Below are 20,610 nucleotides of genomic sequence, written 5' to 3'. Positions count from 1 at the left end.
TTACGCCGGGTTTTATTTTTTAAGGGTAAATTTGTGGATAATTTTCTGGGTCTACAAAATTACCATCACAATCAGACTTTTCTCGATATTCGATCGCCTTAAAATCGACTTGATCCCATTGATATTTAGCAAAAGATCCACAATCTCCTATACCGCGATATTTGGTAAAGACAGTTAAAACACCCTGAACAGGCTCATAATCAACTAAACCGACGACCTCATCCATCTGAGTTTCTACCCTTTGACCACTAGAGTTAATTTCAAACTTAGGTAATTTAACGCGCCAAACATTAACGCCCTGATTAGTTTCTCGATAAACAAAGAAATTATAATTATTTTGATAAGCTGCCTGAAAGCAGAGTAATTGTACCAAATAGCCCTGAGTTCCCAAAGGATAAGCAAAGGAACCGACTTGAAAGGGGAAAGAATTACCACCGGGACAAATATTTAATTGCTGAGAATTGCTGTAAAAATACTGCATGATGGGCTCAGGAACCCTAAAAAAAGGATCACCTTGATCAAGTTCTTCGTCACTGGGTTGGGGAGTAACTTGATCAGGTTGAGGGGAGGGAGTCTGAGATAATAGATCAGTTCTGGCGCGGGCGGAGAGAATGCTGCCATAGTGGAAGAATAAGCAGGCGATCGCCAGAGATAGGGCTAATTTTCGCATATTTTTGATATAGAGGTGAGTAGGTACTCTGGGTATACATCAACAGGAGGCACAAACCAGAGAATTTTGAATGTGATAGCCGGAACTAGCCAAATTATGGGCAGATTTTTGTTAAATTAGCAGAAATGCACTTACTCTGTATATTGAGGATACTTTACTGGTGGTAGCAAACAAGCCGATATCCTTCAGCGATCGCCAAAATATGGACAACGACATTTTATCAAACGCCATTTTATTAAAGGTAAAGCGACTCACAGCGGCCAGCGGTCAAATGAGTTTACCCTGTATCCCGTCCATGATAGACGAATACATGGACCAGTTTGATCGAATTTTAAAATCCCTAGGACAGCAATTCACCCAGGAAGAAATGACAGCCCTGCGGGAATTGGTAGCGCGGAAACTAGCAGAAGGCTACAATCAATCACCCCATTCTCGGATAATTTTTAAATACGAACCGCCAGACCCCACCCAAGGGCTGACCAGCGGCTTAAAATTAAGCGTATTGACAGAAATTCTATCAGTGGAACAGAAGTATCAACGGTGGCTAACCAGTCGCCAGGGACCGTTATTTGGCTCTCATGCTGACGCTAAACTGATGGATGTGGTAAAAGAGTTTAACCCGCCCTCTAGCGCCCCCATTCTTGACGTAGGGGCTGGGGTAGGTCGCAATACTTTAGCTTTAGCGAGGCGGGGACATCCTGTAGATGCGGTAGAATTAACTCCAGAATTTGCCCAAATTATCGCTAAGGAAGCCCAGGAAAACCAATTGCGGGTGCGGGTTATCCAAAGTAATATTTTGAATCCATCTCTACAATTACCGCAGAAAAGCTATCAATTGGTGTTGGTGTCGGAGGTGATTTCCCATTTTCGGAATAACCAGGACGTGCGAATCCTGTTAGGGAGAATGTGTAATGCTATTAAACCGGGGGGGCTGTTGTTGTTTAATACATTTTTAACAGATCCAGGTTATGAACCTGATAACCGGGCGCGGGAACTTTCCCAGGTGCAATGGTCTTATTTAATCACGCGATCGGAGTTCAATTCGATCATGGCCGGTTTACCATTAGAGATATTATCCGATGAGTCGGTGTATGAGTATGAGCGATCGCACCTCCCCTCCGAATCCTGGCCCCCAACGGGTTGGTTTGAAAATTGGAGTCAGGGTAGAGATGTCTTTCCGATAAATAACCCTCCCATATCATTGCGATGGATACTCTGTCGGGTGAATTAAGTTTTAAGTAAAACAACTTACCGATTCAGGAATTATGTTAAAGGGAAAAGTTACCCAAGTTTCGCTGTATGTTGTGGCTGCTGTGGCAGCATTGTTCGTGGGAATATTTTTCCCGATGATGCAATTACAAAGAATGTGGTCTTCTCGGACAGGGGAAATGCCGGAAGTTTCCCAGCCTTCAGAAACTGTGATGAGTTTAGCGGTGTTGTCTCCAGAGTCGCGCCGCCTGGAATTAACAGAAATTACCACCAGTAGAACTACCTCAGAAAATCGCGATCGCGCTAGATTCTTACTGGCGGCGGATTTATTAGAAGCCGGACAGCCAGAAGAAGCCTTAGAACAATTAGATAGATTAGAGAGGAGTTATCGTGTCTTAGCGGGTCATATCCTGAAAATGCGGGCTTTGGCTTATCAACAGCTTGGAGATACGGCTAAAGCCTCACTATCATGGAAGGCTTTGGTAGATGGCCACCCAGAAGATCCGGTAGTGGTAATGGGTTTATATGCTTTAGGGGAAACTAATCGGGAATATTGGGATAGGGCGATCGCCGAATTTCCCGCCCACCCACAGACCGTAGAAATTGCCAGAACCCTACTGAGAGAGAATCCCGATCAATTCCCATTATTGCTATTAATTGCCGAACATGGTATTCATTTACCCGAATATGGCACTTATTTAGCCAAGTTAACCCAGAATTATCAACAACAACTTACCCCAGAGGATTGGGAAAATATTGGCTTTGGCTATTGGGAGAAGATGGATTATGGTCGAGGGGCGATCGCCTATTCCAAAGCCCCCAAAACCCCCAGAAATATGTATCGACACGCCAGGGGGTTATGGTTAGGTGGCAAAATTCCCGAATCTCGTCGGGCTTATCAAGAGTTAATTGCCGCATTCCCCACCCAAACAGATCCTGGGGGCGAAGACGCTGGCTTAGGAAGAATTAGACTGGCGCGGTTAGTCGAGCCCAGAGAAGCCCTACCCCTGCTTAATCAAGTAGTAGAGAATTTCCCTAATCACGCCGCCGAAGCCGTATTAGACCGCGCCAATGTCCTCGATAAACTCGGGTCTACTGAAACAGCCTCTCAGAGTCGTCAGTTATTGCTCAGTCAATATAGTGATTCCGAAGCGGCCGCGCAATTGCGTTGGACTCTCGCCCAACAGGGTGCAACGGCGGGAAGACTTGATATTGCTTCAGAATGGGCGCGACAGTTAGTTAACAAAAACCCCGATAGTGAGTTAGCGCCACAAGCTACCTTTATGTTGGGAAGGTGGGCGAGACAGCAGGGGAATTCCCAAGATGCTACCAAAGCCTTTGAATATCTGTTAGCCAGATATCCCGAATCTTATTATGCTTGGCGCGCCGCCGTGTTTTTGGGTTGGCCAGTGGGAGATTTTACCACTGTGCGCCCCCTGTCTCCCCATGTAGAACACTTGGAACAGTTACCTATTCCCTTAGCCGGTTCCGAGGCCGTAAGAGAATTATATCGCTTAGGGCGCGGTCAGGATGCCTGGAGTTTGTGGCAGGTAGAATTTAGTAATTATCGTCAGCAGCCTTCTGTCGCCCAACAATATACTGATGGTTTAATGCGAATTGCCGTAGGTGACAACTTAGATGGACTGTGGATGATTTCCAGCCTTAGCCGTCGGAATGACCCCGAAGAACATCAGGAATATCTGGCTTTAAAGCAAAAACCTGGTTATTGGGAGTCTTTATATCCTTTTCCTTTCCTAGAAACTATTGTGAGTTGGTCAAATAAACGCCAACTAAATCCAGTCTTGGTTACCGCCCTAATTCGCCAGGAGTCGCGGTTTATGCCTTCAATTAAGTCAGTGGTAGGGGCGACTGGATTAATGCAGGTCATGCCGGAAACTGGGGCGGAAGTAGCTCAGAAAATTCAACTGACTAACTATTCTTTAGAAGATGTTGAAGATAATGTTAATTTGGGGACTTATTACTTTGATTTTACCCACCGAGAATATAACAATAATTCACTGTTAGCTGTGGCGAGTTATAATGCCGGTCCGGGGGCTGTAGCTAATTGGGTAAGGCGGTTTGGTTTTAATGATCCTGATGAGTTTATTGATAAAATCCCCTATCCTGAAACCTATGGTTATGTGAAATCTGTGTTTGGAAATTACTGGAATTATCTGAGGATTTATAACCCAGAAATTTCTCAAAAGTTGGCTGAACATATCCGCACCTTTAATGACAGATTTGACTAAAGTTATGGTTAGCTGACTGTTAATCGGCGAGAGGGGAGAGTCCAGAATTAATAAGAAAAATATATTTTGGTTCTCTCTTCCTGGCAATATGGTGTATGATTCCGTTATTCCTAGCTGAATGTTGTGAGGAGCCAGTATGACCATTTTTAAACAGTCGGTTGCTCTTGCTTGTTTTGCGATCGTAGCTTTTAGCGGTAGTCAAGTTGTGGCAGCGGGGACTCTTAAAGACTTTCAGGAATCGGAGGAAACACCGCTTCACAAGAATTTCTTGAGTTTAGCCCAAGACTTGGAATCTCAACTAGAAGTTCCTGAAACTATTGCGGAAGTAGTTAATACTAACCCAGAAGTTGAAACTATTGCGGAAGTAGTTAATACTAACCCAGAAGTTGAAACTATTGCGGAAGTAGTTAATACTAACCCAGAAGTTGAAACTATTGCGGAAGTAGTTAATACTAATAGCCAAGAAACTCCTCAGTATCTATCAGAAATAAACGAAAATAGCCCTTCTACCGATGCAATTGATTTAAATGTGGTATCCATACAACCACAATGGCGCATTGCTGAAGAGATAGCCTTGGGGGATGATATCTTGGGGGATGATATCATAGCTCAATCGTGGCAGGATAATCCCCGTCGCGCGGCGGACCGGAATAACCGCCGCTTGAGTAACCACTTCAACTATTTTGCGCTTGGGGGTAATATTGGTATTACGGGGAATGCTTCTGGTTTAGGAAAGGGAGGCGGTGGCACTTTAGGTAAAACGGGATATTCTGAGAATCTATCGTTGCATACTGGTGGCGTGCTTATTGGTGAGGGTGCAAGTGTCGCGGCTTTGACCTATGGCTTCCCTATGCGGGTAGATACAGGGGGTATAGTTGCCTCTCCGTTTATAGGTGCTGGCATCATTTATGCGGACCTATTCAATAGCGATTTTAGCTTTGGTCCCCTGTTTATGACGGGTGTTGACGTACCGATTTCCTACAGTTTCATCTTGACGGGTCGCTTTAATGTAGGCTACATCAGAGAGACTACGGAAGTAGGGGTGATGCTAGGGGTGGGTTATGTGTATACCCGCAGTATATGGAATATTCTGGGCATATTCTAGGCTTAATCTAGGGACTCTAAAGGGACTACACTAGGATTGATAATTTTGGGGCTCGAACCCTGAAATTTAACGGCTATAGATAGCTTACCTTGCTTATCTCCGAAAATGTGGGTGATTTTACCAACACCAAAACTGCGGTGTAAAACGCGATCGCCCACATTCCACTGTTGGGGACTTTTTTTGATAGTCCCCTTGGTGGCTTTATTCTTGGTGGTGTTTTTGGCGGCTTGGTGGCGGATCAAAGGTTTATATCCCCGCACTAGGTCTGGTGGTAATTCGGCTAGAAACATCGAAGGAACACAAGGTTCGCGATACCCCCACAAACGCCTTTCGCTGGTGTGGGTAATAAATAACTGTTCCTGGGCGCGGGTGATGCCTACATAGCAAAGTCGCCGTTCTTCTTCTAAACTGAGAGGGTCGTTAATGCTGCGGAAGTTGGGAAAGAGTCCCTGTTCTAAACCGACTAAGAAGACAATGGGAAATTCTAAGCCCTTAGCTGAGTGTAGGGTCATCAGAGAAACGGCTTCCTGTCCTTCCTGAAGATTATCTAAATCTGAGGATAGGGACGCACGAGCTAAAAAAGCCTGTAAACTGGTGTCTTCCTCTTCTTCCTGAAATTGGGAAACGGCGTTACAAAGTTCCCGCAGGTTATCTAGGCGGTTATCTGCTTCATCAGTGCCTTGTTGTTTGAGGTCTTGGAAGTAGCCAGAGTCTTCGAGAATGCCATCTAAAATGTCTAGGGCTGTGGTAGTTTCTAAGCGATCGCGCCAAGATTGAATCATTTGGGCGAAGCGATTAACGGATTTAGCGGCGCGTCCGGTAATGGTATTAACGGAGTCTTGATCACTAATAATTTCCCAGAGGGGAACCCCTAACTGTTGGGCGGCATTATTTAAGCCGTCTATGGTAGTGCGACCAATACCGCGCCGAGGTACATTAATGACCCTTTGCAAACTGACGGTATCAGCGGGGTTCGCAATGACGCGAAGATAAGATATGGCATCTTTAATTTCTCGGCGATCGTAGAACTTTAGCCCGCCGACAATGTTATAATGTACATCTTCACGCCGTAATACATCCTCAAAGGGTCGAGATTGGGCGTTGGTGCGATAGAGAATGGCAAAACTACCGAAGCCGATTTCGGGGTTTTGGTTGATAATGGTTCTGATCTGATCGACTACAAAATGAGCTTCTGCCATTTCGTCATCGGCTTTATGACAGCAGACGGGAACACCAGGCGATCGCGTAGGGCGCAGAATTTTGTCAATGCGGGTGGTGTTATTTTGAATGAGATGGTTGGCTACTTCTAGGATGTTTTCTCGCGATCGGTAGTTTTCTTCTAGTTTAATTAAGGTGCGGCTGTCATCGTCGGCTAAACCATCGCCAAAATCTTGTTGAAATTCCAGCATAATCCGATAGTCTGCCATACGGAAGGAATAAATAGACTGATCTACATCCCCGACCACAAAAATAGACCGATTCTGCCAATTGTGAAAAGATGGCGGCGGTTCTCCATTAGTTGTTAACAGCCTAATCAGGTCATACTGGGTGCGGTTAGTGTCTTGGTATTCGTCCACGAGAATATGGCAAAATTTTTGATGCCAGTAGGCTAAAACTTGTTCGTTTTGGCTAAATAAAGCTACGGGGACGAGAATGAGGTCGTCAAAGTCTAGGGCGTTATTGGCGGCGAGGGCATCTTGATATAGACTATAGACTTCTGCAATGACTCGCCCCTGATAGTCGGGGTTCTCCTGTAGGTATTGTTGGGGAGACAATCCCAGGTTTTTGGCGTTACTGATTTTATAGCGAGTTTTGCGGGGGTCAAATTTTTTGTCGTCTAGGTTGAGGGTTTTGGTGACGATTTGCTTAACTAGGGCTAGTACGTCTGACTCGTCAAAAATTGAGAAGTTAGGTTTCCACTGACGGCCTTTTTCGTCTTGGTATTTGTTGATATCATACCGGAGAATGCGGGCACAGAGGCTATGAAAGGTTCCCATCCATAGGTGTTTGGTTAGTTTCCGGTAAATTTGCGATCGCAGTTGGGTTTGGATGGCGGGTTCTAAGGCTGATAGGGGTTTCTGGTATTTTTTTTGGGCTTGCTGTTGGGCAAAAATTGACTCGATCCGGTCTTTGATTTCTCTAGCGGCTTTGTTGGTGAAGGTGACGGCTAGGATGTTTTCGGGGTTGACTTTATGATTGTCGATCAGGTTGGCTACGCGATAGGTGAGGGCGCGAGTTTTACCGGAACCTGCGCCAGCGACTACTAACATTGGACCGCAGAAGTGTTCAACGGCTTGACGTTGGGATGGGTTTAGGGAAGTTAGGAAGTCTACAGATTCCATAGTGGCTGCGATCGCTTAACCGTTAAGAAAAAGGGTAATGTGCTTTGTGTAAAATTACCATGGATTTGGGACTTCAGACAAGTTTATTGAGAATTGTCCAAACATCCCCATCAGAGCGGACGTAGGGGACGGAAATATTACTAAATCCGGTGATAAATGGCTTATAGTACACCTGCCAGTATAGGGGGGTAATTTCATCGGCGATCGCTTTGAGGGCTTTGGCTTCGGTTTGGAGTTCCCTGGATAGTTGGTTTATGCGATCGGCGTGTAGTTTGGCTTGCTGTCGGCTTTCTTCTAGTTGTTCTTCTGTGGGTCTGCTGCGCCTGAATTGTTCTAATTCCTGTTGTTTATGGCGAAGGTGGATTTTGAGGGCGGCGATCGCATCTTCTATACCTTTGCTCTCCGCTGACTGGTGGGCGGTTTCTCGCGCATGGTTACGGTAGGCTGTGGCGATCGCTTCTGGAGAGTTATTTTCTGGGGTGATTTGCGGATTTTGAATCTGGATCTGGGTTTTTTCCCGTTGTAGGGCTAAAATCTGCTTCCTAATTGCTTCGATTTCCTGGTCCAGCGGGTGCATGATTGATTCGGCTTAGGATTAATGGTGCTATTGTAACATTATCTTTACATTTTCCGGCTAAATTTAGCCCGTAACTTATAGACAAACAACTCATTATACCAGATTATCTATAAATACTATGGTTTCTGTAAAAGGCTCAACTGTATTAAGTAAAATCTTTTCAAACCCTTACACCATAGAGGATACAGGACAATAGGGTGAGGAAAAGAGAGGATAATTTTTACTAAATTTAATATAATTTGATTTGGTTACTCATGAAATTGTTAAGTTTAGTTTAATATGCTTGCACTTATATTTAATAGTGCTAAAGTAGTAATTGAAGTCAAACAGGCTTCTTTGACAGATACCAAAAGCGATGTTCAATCTGTCGGTTTTATATCTCGAGGGAGGACTAGAACGAATAAAAACTTGTTCATCGCCAATGTAGTGAGAATCAGGAGGTAAAACACTGTTTCATTTCGAGTCTGTCATGTTTGAGAGCAGCCCCTCTTTAGGGTTCTGATATTTCCTCTACTGTTTCGATGGGAGCTATGCACTTAACTTTTGTAGTTTTCGATGTAACTCCAGCCAAACCATATTTATTCGAGGAAATCACTCGGTAGACCAGGAGGTATTCTAAGCTGTTCACTCTAAACTCTGTTTCGTCAAAACGCGGTAGTAGCGCCCACAGAATTTCCTTATATTTCCTCAGATAGCGACGATGGGAGCAATGCAACTGGCTCAGGTTTCAGTTCACCTCCAGATAGTCTAAATCAACGAGAGGATGTCCCTGGGGAGTAGGTTAGGGCGCTATTGCTGTTGTCGCATTTTTTTTTGAGTCCGAAAGAATGAAAAATTGGGTTTAATACCCAGCCCCTTGTGGGTGTAGTGCTTCACTGAGTATTTATTGCTATCTAAGACCTAATTGTTTTTTCACCAAAAAGTTACCAATAATTAAGGTTAACAGAATTAGACTAAGTTTAACAGGCCAGGGAATCATCACAAAAAACCACATTGATGATATGGTGGCGATGACGGCGGCGAGAAGACGGGGAAGTTCATCAAACCAGTGTCCATGATGACTGAGGCTGACCCAAACAGAAATACAGGCGATCGCCAGAGGAATTAAAGATAGTGTTGACATAGTTTTAACCGGTCAGGAAGGGAAGTTAATAGTATTTGGTAGTCTAGGGAACTAGACTTGCAGGATAAAAATACAGTTCCCTAGGGGAAGAAATTAGCCGATAGTCAGGGCCAAATCTTGGGGTGAGAGGGTAAACAGTCCCTGTCTAACTAGATCAGGTTGTGCATTTTGAACGACTCCGAAAATACCTCCTTCTGGGAGCAGAATATGAGTATCATTACCCACTGAATTAAGGATTAATATTGATGGGTCAATATCGCCGACTACCGCAATGCGATCGCCTTCAGCGAGGTTAAAATCGAGAATCAGATCAGCCTGATCAATAGTAGCATCAGCATGGGTTAAAACAAAAGTATCTGCACCCTGACCACCAACGAGGGTATCAGCGCCCAGATCACCAATGAGAATATCATTTCCCGAATCTCCAGACAAGTAATCATCACCCTGTCCACCGCGAATAAAGTCATCACCAGCGCCGCCATAGATAGTGTCATTACCGCGATTTCCGTTGATGATATCATTACCATCATTACCAAAGAGCAGGTCATCACCTTGACCACCCCAAATCAAGTCATCACCAGCGCCGCCATAGATGGTATCATTACCCTGATTACCATTAATTACATCAGCAATTTCTGACCCGATAACTAAATCATTACCACCCCCGGCGAAAACTCCTTTAGGGTTTTGTTGGCTAATTTCGGGGGTAATTTCGATCACATTATCAGCATCCAAATCCCTAGGAAAGGCATAAGATAAGGGTAAGCTGGCGCGGTTAAGAGTGTTAATGAAACCATTTAAAAGTGGTACATCAGTGATTAGATTAGAGGTGCGAGTTGGTAAAATACCAGCAAATACTTCCGCGTCTTGAATGCGATCGCCTTGTTGAATTTGGTCAATCACATCAAACCCTTGCATCACCATACCAAAAACGGCATAATCGCCATCCAAGCCGGGAGAGTCAACTAAGTTAAAGTAAAATTGAGAAGAGGCTGAGTCAGGGTCATTACCTGACCGCGCCATAGCGATCGACCCCTGGACATTTCTTAATAAGGGAGGAACTGTAATTCCGGCTTGTTGAAAAGTTTGGCTGTAGATAGGTTCGGTGGCACCTTCTGGTATAATTTCCAGGGGCACATTACGGACTTGTCCTGTCGCTGGGTCGATAAATCCACCAGTTCCTAATAAGTTAGGGGGAAAACCTGGAATAACGCTGTTAGGGTCGCCTCCCTGTACGACAAAGGGGTTAGGTTCACGGACTACGCGATGGAAGGATACACCATCATAAACGCCAAGTTCAACTAATTCTACGAAGTTTCCGGCGGTGATGGGTGCATTATCGCCATCAACTTGGATAACAATTGGTGATCCATTAACCACCATAGCTACTAATGCTTGACCACTTAAAGGTTGAATGTTTGTCATGTTTGAAATGCTATTTTTCCGTTAATGATGTTAGCTTGTTTGGGATCAGATGGAGACCAATTTGAGAGTTTTTGGGTAATTTAGGGGAGTATATGGGGCGATCGCATTTCCTTGACTCCAAATATAGATTTAGGGTTCCGCCAGTCCGGTGGCGGAGATATGTAAAGATATGTAAAGAAATTTCGATCTGTGTATTATGTTGCGCCGAACCTTGATCAGTCTAATTGTAGGAATAGCGATCGCCCTATTTAACCTAAACCTAGCGAGTCCGGTCTTAGCCTTGGGTGGTCAACTGCCGCCGCTAAATGAACCCGCGCCAGAATTTACGCTTCCCACAAATACCGGAGACGGGGAGGTGTCTCTATCAGACTACCGAGGTCAGTGGGTAGTAGTCTATTTTTATCCCAAAGATTTTACGCCAGGATGTACCTTAGAAGCCCGTCGCTTTCAGGAAGACTTGCCGAAATATATGGCTAGAAATACCCAAATTTTAGGGATTAGTGCTGATGATGTGGACTCCCACGCCGAGTTTTGCGACTCTGAGGGGTTAAAATTTCCGCTGTTAGCTGATGTTGATGGAAGTGTCAGCAAGGCTTATGGTTCATGGTTAAATTTCTTTTCGATGCGACATTCATTTATTATTGATCCTGATGGTATTCTCCGAGAAACCTTTGTGGGTGTGATTCCGGCCATTCACAGTCAGGAAGTCCTAGCCCGTTTGGATGAAATGATCAACTCCTGAGAGTTCCAATAGGGAGGATTTGGGAGAGCGATCGCCTCTATTTACAGTTATTTAAAGTTCCTCCGGGTTAATTCCTTGGGCGCGTAATAACTCCGCTAGTCTTTCCGCCCGTTGGCGTTCAGCTTCGACTCGTTGGCGTTCCTGCTGTAACTCTAGTTCGGCTTGTTCAGCCCGCTGACGTTGATTTTCCGCCCGCTGACGTTCAATTCTAGCCCGTTCATCCCCCGTTAATAGCAAATTACCCTGATTATCCCACCAACGCAGCCAAGGCAATTCTACGTTGCTATACTGTCCCCGCCAAATCCCTAATTCTACACCCATGGAGTGAATGGGATAGTGACCTCGTTCATTCGCCGCCACTAACTCATAGTGATTTTCCACTAGGCGATAGACTTCTACACTGGCTTTTTGGACTTCATAGATAGCATAGAAAGCCGGACGGATAACTTGTTCATATACCCAAAATTTACCGGGTTTTTGACGTTCTCCAGAAATTTGAGATAARGGAGTGCGATCGCGTTCTTCGGAACCATCACCGGACACAAATTCTATGGCAATTAAAGGGGGGATATATTCCTGCCATAATACATAGGAACGTCTGAATTTTCCGTCGAGGCTGGGGGGAACGTTGGGAACATAAAACCAGTCTGGACATTCCGCCCCGCGTTCTGGGGGTTCTGTCAGCCGCCAATAGATACCACAATCTTGACCTATAGCATATTGCTGGTCTGGGTGTATACTATCTAGTGTTGATTGAATGGAATCAGTCAATAAGATACTTTGGGGATGCTCCTGAAAGTTTTTCACAAAAGTACCGTCGGAGTCGGGGAGTTGGGTATGATCGGGAAGTGAGGTAATTCCCAGTTCTGAGGATTGGGCGATGGTCATAGTTAATCGTTTCTCATCGCAGAGTGTGAAAAACAGTATAGCATTTTGATAGGACGTTAGAGAGCGATCTCCCTCTATTTTTGACCCTTCCGCACTTCCTTTTAAACCACCAACGGTAGACTATCCAAGCCTTACCTAGTTGAATCGCTCCACTGCTGACACCCCATTACCCCATTGCCCCTCAATTCCGCTTGGGAAACATCTTGTCATCTACCATTAGAAGCAACCATCCTAAATTTTTACATTTCTTAATCAAACTCCCGTCTTTTTCCGTCCTTTTCCGTCCTTTTCCGACTTGCCAATAGCTCTGATTTTGAGCAAAATTAAAACCAGAGTTGATCATCGACTATTTTAAGTAAATTGCCAAAGCTGTTCCGAGGAAACAGTCAACCACATCAATCGGAAAAGGATCTACACCCGGAAAATTTATGGTATACGAAGATACATTTAATGCTTGATTGACCAAATTACTCTGTTCAGGCAAAACAATGGAGCAAAACTACCCAGAAAATTTAGACCTAAATCTGCTTCAAGACTATTACCAAGCTCTTCATGCCATCAATACTCAACATTTAAAGCTGCTAGATGCTCAACGAGAATTGAGTTGGCATAATTCTCGCAAAAAAGAAGCTTATAAATTGGCTCAACAATTGGGCATCAACGACATTTCATCATTGCCCACAACTGACTGTAACTACGTTTCTGGAGAAAAGACAGATCGCGATCGCATCAATAAAGCCTTAAATGATATCAATATCACTTTAGAAAAAATCAAAAATATCAATAACATGAAAAAGGGTGAAATAGAAAACATAAAAAATCAAAAAAAATATCAATTAGAATCTTTAAAAAATCAAAATATTCAGGTTGGCGAGAAATTAGATGAAATTGAAAAGAAAATAGAAAACCTGAAAAATCAAAAAATGTTGCGCCTTGTTTCAACTGTTATTGTTGCAGTTGTTGTCACAATCGTCTGGCAAGATTTGGCAACGACTTTCTGGGTAACACTAATATATTTTCTTATAATTTTGTCTGTTGAATGAGTAAATTCCACTTGATTATGTTTTTAAGATTTTAATTTTCTAGTCAAATAGGGAGGAAATATGGCAAGTTTTTTAGAAAATTTAAATAAGCTAATCCAAGAAAAACAAGAAAAAAATCTAAAAAAAGCTGATTTGCAAAATCAAATTATTCAAGAAGAAAAACAATTTTCTCAGAAAATAGAGGCGAATGAAAGTGAATTAAAACAACAAACAGAAAGTTTAAAAAAGAAAGTATTATCAAATTTATATATAGTCAATGAAGATACTAAGCTTGCTCAAGAAAGAGCGATTTTTGAGGGCAATATTTTTTCTCAAAAATTGCAACAAAAACAAAAAGAAATTAGTCAATTAGTAAATCAAATTGATAACCCCCGCTTATTATCAGCTTCTTGGAATGATCCCCGTTGGACACCTTCAGAGAATAGCGATAGTTATAAACCTCAAAATGGTGGTCTGGCTCCTGGTGTTTTACGAATTGGTGAATTTTTACTGGATCAAGTACAGCCACCCGCTAGAGTTCCGGCATTGATACCAATCCGAGATTTTTCTAATCATTTGCCCAACTTTAAGCCCGGACACATTGCAATTTTTAGCAGTGATGCGGAATCTCGTCAAGCCGCACTTGCGGGTTTAGAGTCTATCGCTTTGCGAGTGGTCAGTACCTTCCCCGTCAGAAAATTAAAAGGAATATTTATTGACCCGGTAAGCATGGGAAATACTTTTCCCTTCAAGAATTTACATCAATTTATTTCAGGTCAGAAAACCTATACTCGCAGTGATGATATTCGAGAACAACTGCGAGGGTTAACCGAACATATTGAGCAAGTTCTACAAAACTATTTAGGTAAAAATTACCAAAGCATAGAAGATTATAATATTGCGGCTCAGTCTGTAGCGGAACCCTATCGTTATTTATTTATTGCTGATTTTCCCACTGGCTTTGACAACAACTCGTGGGAAGATCTGAAAAGCATCCGGTTAAATGGTTCTAGGGCGGGTGTTTATGTGATTTTGCATATTGACGAAACTTTGGAGAAACCGAAAAACTTTGATTACAGAACATTTGAGGATTTTTGTACCGTTATTAGCCCCACACATGGCTTGAGTGTGGGAGCAAAACCCAAGCAGGGCAATGTTTATTCGGGATATGTTACGAGCTTGACCTCTGGGGGTGCTTATGTTGAATTTCTGCCCAATACTCAAGGATTTGTACCAACCCCAAAATTAGTAGATCGAAGAATATACAGACCCGAAGAAGCGGTTTCTGTCGGCCAAAAAGTTGTAGTTAAAGTTCACTCAATCAATAGTCGAGACGAAATTGAACTGACCTGTTTAGATATCAATCCGACTGAAGAAACTGCGGCTCGACAAAAGAATTTTCGTTCATCTCAAAATACCAATCAGTCCTTATTTGAGTTGAAGTTACCTAATGATTTGGTTTTCAAAGTCGCACTAGATGAACCCCCACCTAACGAACAATTTAATCAAATCCTACAACTCATTACAGAAGAAGCGAAAAAAATTAGTGTTGAAACTCTACCCTTTTCCAAACTTTATCCCCAACAAGCATGGTCTGAGGATAGCAGGAAAGAAATCAGAGCGCCTATCGGTTTAATGGGTGCAATGGATAAGTTGGAATTTTGGTTAGGTGAAAATGAAGACAAACAACTGGTCAGTCATGGTTTGTTAGCAGGTAAAACAGGTTCAGGTAAAAGTTATACGCTTCATGCAATTATTGTCAGTTTGGCGCTGAGATATTCTCCCGATGAATTGGAGTTATATTTACTTGATTTTAAAGAGGGAGTCGAGTTTCAAATGTATGTCGATCCAGAAAAGGGAGAAACTTCTCAAAATGCCGAAGAGTTGAACGAAGAAAAAGCCTTACCCCATGCCAAAGTTGTCTCGATTGAAAGCGATCGCGAATTTGGATTAAGTGTTTTAGAGTATGTCAATAAACAAATCGAAGAACGCAGCATCAAGTTTAAATCAGCAGGAAACTTAAACAAATTGCAAGATTACCGGGATAAAACTGGAGAAACAATGCCACGAATTTTAGTGGTCATTGATGAGTTTCAGTATATGTTCCAGGAAAATGATAATATTACCCGCAGTCTCAACCAAGTGATGGATAATATAACCCGACAAGGACGTGCATTTGGGATTCATTTATTAATTGCATCTCAGTCTCCCAATGTACCCAATATGAGTCGAGGTATTTACTCACAAATTGACCTGAGAATGGCACAGCAAATGGATAAAAGTACAGCATCTTCAGTATTAGCGGAAGGAAATACCGATGCTGTAGATTTGCTGGACAAACCAGGTAAGGTGATTTATAACAAAGATTATGGTAAGAAAAATCAAAATGAGATCGGTCAAGTCGCTGATATTTCTGCTCAAGAAAGATCCAATGCCTTAGTCAATATTCAGGAAATTGTCAATCAAAATCATTATCAGCGCTCAGAACCTTTAATTCTCTTTAATGGATCTCGACCGACTAAATTAAGTCATAATCGACAATTAGTTAAATTATCGGATATGACTGAATGGCTCTCCCTGAAAGAATTAAATAAACAAGTTATTAAAGAACCAGATTGGGTAGTTCAAGAAACTCCGGGGATTGCTTGGCTGGGAGAACCGATGAGAATTGGCGATCATACTAAAGCGATTTTCCGTCGTCGTCCCCGCAATAACATGATGATAGTTGGCTCTTCTGAAGAAATTGTCTTGGGAATTATTGGGGGAATATTAATGAGTTTAATTCATTGCTATCAACCCCAAAAAGCACGGTTTATGATTGCTGATTTATCCATTCCTGATGAAGATAATGACTGGACAGAAATGACCATCAATTTCAGGAATGCCTTTAACTCTTACTTCCCCACCCAAATCGCTAAACGTTTTGCCGATCCAGATTGTCAAGTTATTAAAGCTGAAACTTTATTAAACGAGACCTATGAAGAATTTGAAAGACGTTTAAAACAACGAGAAGAAAACCCAGACCAAAATCCCGATGATTTAGGAGATTCCCTATTTTTTGTCTATGCAGTGGGAGGGTTAAACAGAGCGCAAAATTTACGTCCTGTTATGGGTCATCGTAGTGAAGAACCTTCCGAAGATGCCGAAAGACTACTCAAGCTAATTTCTCAAGGGTCTGAATTGGGTATCCATACTATTTTCTGGTTAGAAGATATGAAAACATTTCTCAAACTGACCGGGGATAATCGTTCTTGGCTAACCCATTTTGACCTGCGGGTTGCCTTGAATATGCCGGGAGATGATTCTCGATTGCTATTAGGAGAAGTCCATGCTGAAAAGTTACCACGACTCAGAGCTTATTTTCGGGATGATTCGGCGACAGCAGGTTTAGAGAAATTTAAGCCTTATGCTGTCCCCACAAAAGAAGAAATTGGCGAATACTGCCATAATTTTGAACAACGGTTGACGTGATTAGGAGATTGTAGGATGTCAAGAGATTTGGATATTGACGAACAAGAGTTAGCCAAATTTATTGCGGCTTTGTCTGATTTCCAAGATTTAACAACTGATAAATTTAAGGCAGTTGAAGGAGCTTGGAGAAAATGTGATGATTCTTGGAAAGGAGAAAGTAAAGACAAATTTACTAAAGATTTCGACCAAACCAAAGACATGGTACAAAGAGCCTTAGAAGCGGGTGACGATGCCTTGGAATGGCTCAGAAAGTTTGATGATATCTTGAAAGAGTTTGAACAAAATTATTAATAAAAGGAGAAAGGGTTATGGCTCAAACTTCATTTGATGCTCAAGATGCAGAAGATCTACTCAAAGAACTGGAACAGTTTCACGAGGCTATCCGGGATGAATGGTCAAGGGTTTTGAACCAGTGGAGCAATCTTAAATCGGTTTGGCGCGATCAACAATTTGATAAATTTGAACCGATATTTGAGAAATTTATCTCTACTTATAATGATGCGGAAAAAGAAAGCGATCAATACATCAGATTTGTTCGAGAACAAATTGAAATAAATGAGACTAAAAAACAAAAATTGTCTGGACGTTTAGCCGACTTATAAATCAGGAAAAGATAGATATGGTTAAACCAACTTCTTTTAACTTAGAAGATGCTGAGTGCTTGCTCAGGCAGTTAGATCAATTTCGAGGAACGTTACAGCAAGAGTGGGGAAAGGTAGCTACTCAATGGGAAAATATTAAATTGACTTGGCACGATCAACAATTTGATAAATTTGCACCTTTGTTTGAAAAACTGTCATCTACTTATCAAGGTGAAATTGATGGCTGTGAAAAATATATGGGGTTTTTAGTGCAACAAATTAAGACTGCCGAACAAAGAAAGGTGAAGCTAGGTGATGTGGTTAATAAGTTGTATACCGGAGTTGAAATTGCACAAGCAATTGTTGGTTTGGGGTATGCTTCTCCTCCCTCAGAAATTGCCATGTCATCAGCAAAACCTATTTCTTCCATAGAACAACAAGAGGAGGATAAAACCGACTATGATTTTGCCAGAATTGATCGTGTACCCAATATTGAAGATCAATTAGCAGAATCTTTTAAAACTTCTCAAGAAAACGAAAGAAAAAGGAGACAAGAAGAATTAGAAAAAAATCATAATCCCCAAAATTTCCATAGTCAACCTAAATAAATTATTTAAGATATGCTGTCAAACCCAATTCAATAGGAAGCTATTAGATATGAAAGAAAATCAACAAAAAATAGATTGGCAAGATCAGGTAATTATCGGTAGTGTGATTGCTGGTTCTTTTATTATTGCAGCAATATTAATTAAGCCTCAATCTTATATTCCCAGGTCTCACAACAATACTACTAGCTCGTCAGCTTTAAATAGAACAGGGAATACTTCTGCTCCTGAAGACACAATTGTTAGGTATTATCAGTTAGCCCCCAGCAATAGACAAGAAGCTATCAAGTTACTCAGCGACTCTTGGCGACGAAGAGCCGCTCAAAGGGTTAATGATAATTGGTGGGATTCTATCAGAAGAGTTGATGTTTATGCYTTCCAGACTTTTGCTAAAAATAATAGCAAAGCCAAAATTAAAGTGTGGTTGAAATACCACATGAAAAATGGCCAGACTCCCTGTGAAAGCTTGATATTTAATTTAATTTTTGACCAAAAKAAAAGTACCTGGCTTATCGATAGTGTAGAACCGAATAGTGTCATCCAAAATCCATACTGTGATGCCAGATMATCTAATCCATAATTCTCAAAATTCACATAAATTTACTCTATCCAATTCTGAACTTCTGGTAAGGGTAAATCTAAGGATTCGGCAATTTGTTCCGGTGTTAAACCGAGTTGACTTAGTTTCTCCACCGCCTTAAATTTAGTCTCTTGCAAGATATGTTCAACTATTTGGTCTTCATATATGGTATTTTTGACTGGAGATTCAGGATGGACTTTATCCTGATGTTCTAAATTGGCTGTTTCATAATTACTGCAAAGATTAATAGTATTAACGCGCACATTATTGCCAATAAAAGGAGACTGATAATTTACAAACCCTAAACGCTCAACTGTAGCGACTAAATTTGATTTATTAACATCTTGATCAAAGACTTTTGATAATAACTGCCACAGTTCGTATCCCTTATCCTTGGCATGACCTGTGCTACATCCGTACTGCTTGGCGATCGCACTATACTTGTCCCCATTCAGGACTCCCTTTAAAATCGCTAATTGCAGACTATCCAAGTGTTCCCCAGTTTGTTCAAACACAAACTCATCAATCGAGTTAACCACACTTTGCCACTCCATCACCTCTAAATTCTCCTTCCGAAACATCTCCTTTTTTATGATTATCCATCATAAYCCCTGGCTCAAATCGTCGCCATAAAAGAATAAAGGGGTTGACAAGGGGAGGAGCGATCGCCTAGATTCAATGTATTCGTCTCCCATGGCTATACTCATGACTAAAAAATCAACAGCCAGAAGCACCAACTCAGACAGTTGAACCCAAATCAGTCAGCGACGCGATACTCCCAGCCCTAATTTGAGTGCAAAGTAGCCCAACTCAATAAACAGTTTCCCTAAGTCCCACCGTCTCCAAAAACTGCTGGGGGTGGGGAAGTGCATCCCAAACCCACCAAGAACCGCAATCTCTCAACTCTTCAGCGCCATGGTGTCCTGAAGCGATCGCGATCGCCCTCGCCCCAATCGCCCGCCCGCAGCGCACATCGTGGGGCGTATCACCAATAACATATAATCGCTCCGGGGAGACTTTCCCTAACTGTTGCTGGGCTAAAACCACAGCCCGTTGTGCAATTTCCACGCGATCGCGCGATCGCCCCGAAAACGCCCCCAGGGGAAAGTATGAATCCAGACCATAGTGAGCCAATTTAGCCCTTCCCCCGGCTTCCATATTTCCGGTTAAAACCAAAGATAAAACATCCGTGCGCTGTTGCAAATTCTCCAAAATTTCCCGCACTCCCGCCAACACATATCCCCGACATCGCAGCAACATTTCGGGGAGATGTTTAATGTAGAGTTTCTGAAGTTGTTCGATATTTTCCGCCGTCGGTTCAAGATTGCACTTTTCTAAAATCCTGCTGCAAATATCCCAATCTGTCAATCCCGCCATATTCAAAGCTGACAAATCCGTGCGAGGGCATATCTAATAGGCGATCGCTACCTCCATCGACAGCCGCCCCGCCCCTTTAGTGTTTAAAAGCGTCCCGTCAATATCCCAAAATACAACCTTTTTCATCTGTTATGTTGACAATAATTGTTGTTTTTAGTGCAGTTTTATCGCGTCGTTGTCAGCGCCCACAAGCTGGTATTCAATACCATTTCTCTTCTTCAAAAATTTTACGTTTTAACCAACGAGGCATCTCCCATTCTGAAGTCCAGAGAATATTATGCTTTTCGCTGTAGGATTCAAATCCAACTTTTGACCAATATTTTCGTAGCAGTGACTGCCCTTTCTGTTTGGGATATTTGCCGGATAAGTCGTTAGTAGGAACTGGATGGCAACCCACAACTTCCCCCCAGGCGAAACCCTGTAAAAACATCGCCAATGCCTGCAAGCCGTAATCCATGCCCCGGTACTTGGGTTCAATGAAAACGCTATTTATGTAGAACAAGTAGCGACTATATTCTATGGCATCCTGACCTTCCTCTAAGAGAAAGAACGATGCAAAGTATGACAAGTCCGAGTTCATACAATCGGCGACAATTACGACCTCTCCTTGATTGTAATATAAATCGAACCGATGGGCTTGCATT

Annotated in this window: 20 protein-coding genes; 10 read left to right on the top strand and 10 right to left on the bottom strand. The window is 42.4% G+C overall.

Features of this window, described 5'->3' with window-relative positions; genetic code table 11:
- Window positions 1–19: 19 nt before the first annotated feature.
- A complete protein-coding gene (locus tag B9T16_RS07710; protein WP_317268993.1) occupies window positions 20–670 on the bottom strand; it encodes a DUF1176 domain-containing protein in 651 nt (216 codons plus the stop codon).
- A gap of 160 nt (window positions 671–830) precedes the next feature.
- Between B9T16_RS07710 and B9T16_RS07705 the strand changes: the two genes are divergently transcribed.
- From B9T16_RS07705 to B9T16_RS07695, 3 genes are all read left to right on the top strand, one after another.
- The gene (locus B9T16_RS07705) at window positions 831–1,901 is read left to right on the top strand and encodes a class I SAM-dependent methyltransferase (RefSeq protein ID WP_014276490.1); all 1,071 of its coding nucleotides are present in this window, start codon (window positions 831–833) and stop codon (window positions 1,899–1,901) included.
- 34 nt (window positions 1,902–1,935) lie between these two features.
- Window positions 1,936–4,128, top strand: a complete 2,193-nt coding sequence (locus tag B9T16_RS07700; protein WP_410244460.1) for a transglycosylase SLT domain-containing protein — start codon at window positions 1,936–1,938, stop codon at window positions 4,126–4,128.
- A 136-nt stretch (window positions 4,129–4,264) separates the two neighbouring features.
- Window positions 4,265–5,233, top strand: coding sequence for a hypothetical protein (locus B9T16_RS07695; RefSeq protein WP_410244459.1), 969 nt, complete (start codon window positions 4,265–4,267; stop codon window positions 5,231–5,233).
- Window positions 5,234–5,235: 2 nt separating this feature from the next.
- Here the strand turns inward: B9T16_RS07695 and pcrA are convergent, their stop codons facing one another.
- The 4 genes from pcrA to B9T16_RS07675 form a co-directional block, all read right to left on the bottom strand.
- On the bottom strand, window positions 5,236–7,575 hold the full coding sequence (pcrA, locus tag B9T16_RS07690; protein WP_410244458.1) for a DNA helicase PcrA: 2,340 nt from the start codon (window positions 7,573–7,575) through the stop codon (window positions 5,236–5,238).
- A gap of 73 nt (window positions 7,576–7,648) precedes the next feature.
- A complete protein-coding gene (locus B9T16_RS07685) occupies window positions 7,649–8,152 on the bottom strand; it encodes a hypothetical protein (protein WP_006616950.1) in 504 nt (167 codons plus the stop codon).
- An 889-nt stretch (window positions 8,153–9,041) separates the two neighbouring features.
- Window positions 9,042–9,275 (bottom strand): hypothetical protein, encoded by a 234-nt coding sequence (locus B9T16_RS07680; protein WP_006616949.1) that lies wholly within the window; start codon window positions 9,273–9,275, stop codon window positions 9,042–9,044.
- Between the two features lie 93 nt (window positions 9,276–9,368).
- A complete protein-coding gene (locus B9T16_RS07675) occupies window positions 9,369–10,700 on the bottom strand; it encodes a peptidylprolyl isomerase (protein ID WP_410244457.1) in 1,332 nt (443 codons plus the stop codon).
- A gap of 196 nt (window positions 10,701–10,896) precedes the next feature.
- Between B9T16_RS07675 and B9T16_RS07670 the strand changes: the two genes are divergently transcribed.
- Window positions 10,897–11,442 carry a peroxiredoxin gene (locus B9T16_RS07670; protein WP_006616947.1) on the top strand — a complete coding sequence of 182 codons (546 nt, stop codon included), beginning with the start codon at window positions 10,897–10,899 and terminating at the stop codon, window positions 11,440–11,442.
- 51 nt (window positions 11,443–11,493) lie between these two features.
- Here the strand turns inward: B9T16_RS07670 and B9T16_RS07665 are convergent, their stop codons facing one another.
- Together B9T16_RS07665 and B9T16_RS07660 are read right to left on the bottom strand one after the other, a co-directional pair.
- Window positions 11,494–12,330 carry a Uma2 family endonuclease gene (locus B9T16_RS07665; RefSeq protein ID WP_410244456.1) on the bottom strand — a complete coding sequence of 279 codons (837 nt, stop codon included), beginning with the start codon at window positions 12,328–12,330 and terminating at the stop codon, window positions 11,494–11,496.
- A 181-nt stretch (window positions 12,331–12,511) separates the two neighbouring features.
- A complete protein-coding gene (locus B9T16_RS07660; protein ID WP_014276487.1) occupies window positions 12,512–12,673 on the bottom strand; it encodes a hypothetical protein in 162 nt (53 codons plus the stop codon).
- A 145-nt stretch (window positions 12,674–12,818) separates the two neighbouring features.
- Between B9T16_RS07660 and B9T16_RS07655 the strand changes: the two genes are divergently transcribed.
- The 6 genes from B9T16_RS07655 to B9T16_RS07630 are packed head-to-tail and all read left to right on the top strand — an operon-like array spanning window position 12,819 to window position 18,589.
- Window positions 12,819–13,373, top strand: a complete 555-nt coding sequence (locus B9T16_RS07655) for a hypothetical protein (RefSeq protein WP_410244455.1) — start codon at window positions 12,819–12,821, stop codon at window positions 13,371–13,373.
- Between the two features lie 60 nt (window positions 13,374–13,433).
- The gene (locus B9T16_RS07650) at window positions 13,434–16,823 is read left to right on the top strand and encodes an FtsK/SpoIIIE domain-containing protein (protein WP_410244454.1); all 3,390 of its coding nucleotides are present in this window, start codon (window positions 13,434–13,436) and stop codon (window positions 16,821–16,823) included.
- Between the two features lie 15 nt (window positions 16,824–16,838).
- Complete coding sequence (locus B9T16_RS07645; RefSeq protein ID WP_006616748.1) at window positions 16,839–17,114, top strand: WXG100 family type VII secretion target; 276 nt, start codon at window positions 16,839–16,841, stop codon at window positions 17,112–17,114.
- Between the two features lie 17 nt (window positions 17,115–17,131).
- On the top strand, window positions 17,132–17,425 hold the full coding sequence (locus B9T16_RS07640; protein ID WP_006616747.1) for a hypothetical protein: 294 nt from the start codon (window positions 17,132–17,134) through the stop codon (window positions 17,423–17,425).
- A 17-nt stretch (window positions 17,426–17,442) separates the two neighbouring features.
- Window positions 17,443–18,012, top strand: coding sequence for a hypothetical protein (locus B9T16_RS07635; protein ID WP_410244453.1), 570 nt, complete (start codon window positions 17,443–17,445; stop codon window positions 18,010–18,012).
- 49 nt (window positions 18,013–18,061) lie between these two features.
- Window positions 18,062–18,589: a hypothetical protein gene (locus tag B9T16_RS07630; protein WP_410244452.1), complete on the top strand. Its 528-nt coding sequence runs from the start codon at window positions 18,062–18,064 to the stop codon at window positions 18,587–18,589.
- A gap of 20 nt (window positions 18,590–18,609) precedes the next feature.
- On the opposite strand, the gene B9T16_RS07625 is transcribed toward B9T16_RS07630, so the two are convergent.
- From B9T16_RS07625 to B9T16_RS07615, 3 genes are all read right to left on the bottom strand, one after another.
- Window positions 18,610–19,143 carry a hypothetical protein gene (locus B9T16_RS07625; protein ID WP_014276567.1) on the bottom strand — a complete coding sequence of 178 codons (534 nt, stop codon included), beginning with the start codon at window positions 19,141–19,143 and terminating at the stop codon, window positions 18,610–18,612.
- Window positions 19,144–19,399: 256 nt separating this feature from the next.
- On the bottom strand, window positions 19,400–19,966 hold the full coding sequence (locus B9T16_RS07620) for an HAD hydrolase-like protein (protein WP_235181535.1): 567 nt from the start codon (window positions 19,964–19,966) through the stop codon (window positions 19,400–19,402).
- A 199-nt stretch (window positions 19,967–20,165) separates the two neighbouring features.
- Window positions 20,166–20,610 (bottom strand): hypothetical protein (locus B9T16_RS07615; RefSeq protein ID WP_410244451.1); only part of this gene is annotated, 445 nt, incomplete at its 5' end.

It is taken from the genome of Arthrospira sp. PCC 8006, assembly GCF_046480465.1.
Lineage (GTDB): Bacteria > Cyanobacteriota > Cyanobacteriia > Cyanobacteriales > Microcoleaceae > Limnospira > Limnospira platensis.
This window is presented reverse-complemented; position numbering and strand designations above follow the sequence as displayed.

Coding starts and splice junctions, on each gene's coding strand:
- B9T16_RS07625 (WP_014276567.1), bottom strand. CDS start 19,143: ATGGAGTGGCAAAGTGTGGTTAACTCGATTGATGAGTTTGTGTTTGAA.
- B9T16_RS07700 (WP_410244460.1), top strand. CDS start 1,936: ATGTTAAAGGGAAAAGTTACCCAAGTTTCGCTGTATGTTGTGGCTGCT.
- pcrA (WP_410244458.1), bottom strand. CDS start 7,575: ATGGAATCTGTAGACTTCCTAACTTCCCTAAACCCATCCCAACGTCAA.
- B9T16_RS07650 (WP_410244454.1), top strand. CDS start 13,434: ATGGCAAGTTTTTTAGAAAATTTAAATAAGCTAATCCAAGAAAAACAA.
- B9T16_RS07710 (WP_317268993.1), bottom strand. CDS start 670: ATGCGAAAATTAGCCCTATCTCTGGCGATCGCCTGCTTATTCTTCCAC.
- B9T16_RS07670 (WP_006616947.1), top strand. CDS start 10,897: ATGTTGCGCCGAACCTTGATCAGTCTAATTGTAGGAATAGCGATCGCC.
- B9T16_RS07640 (WP_006616747.1), top strand. CDS start 17,132: ATGGCTCAAACTTCATTTGATGCTCAAGATGCAGAAGATCTACTCAAA.
- B9T16_RS07660 (WP_014276487.1), bottom strand. CDS start 12,673: ATGATCAACTCTGGTTTTAATTTTGCTCAAAATCAGAGCTATTGGCAA.
- B9T16_RS07680 (WP_006616949.1), bottom strand. CDS start 9,275: ATGTCAACACTATCTTTAATTCCTCTGGCGATCGCCTGTATTTCTGTT.
- B9T16_RS07675 (WP_410244457.1), bottom strand. CDS start 10,700: ATGACAAACATTCAACCTTTAAGTGGTCAAGCATTAGTAGCTATGGTG.
- B9T16_RS07620 (WP_235181535.1), bottom strand. CDS start 19,966: ATGGCGGGATTGACAGATTGGGATATTTGCAGCAGGATTTTAGAAAAG.
- B9T16_RS07635 (WP_410244453.1), top strand. CDS start 17,443: ATGGTTAAACCAACTTCTTTTAACTTAGAAGATGCTGAGTGCTTGCTC.
- B9T16_RS07685 (WP_006616950.1), bottom strand. CDS start 8,152: ATGCACCCGCTGGACCAGGAAATCGAAGCAATTAGGAAGCAGATTTTA.
- B9T16_RS07655 (WP_410244455.1), top strand. CDS start 12,819: ATGGAGCAAAACTACCCAGAAAATTTAGACCTAAATCTGCTTCAAGAC.
- B9T16_RS07645 (WP_006616748.1), top strand. CDS start 16,839: ATGTCAAGAGATTTGGATATTGACGAACAAGAGTTAGCCAAATTTATT.
- B9T16_RS07695 (WP_410244459.1), top strand. CDS start 4,265: ATGACCATTTTTAAACAGTCGGTTGCTCTTGCTTGTTTTGCGATCGTA.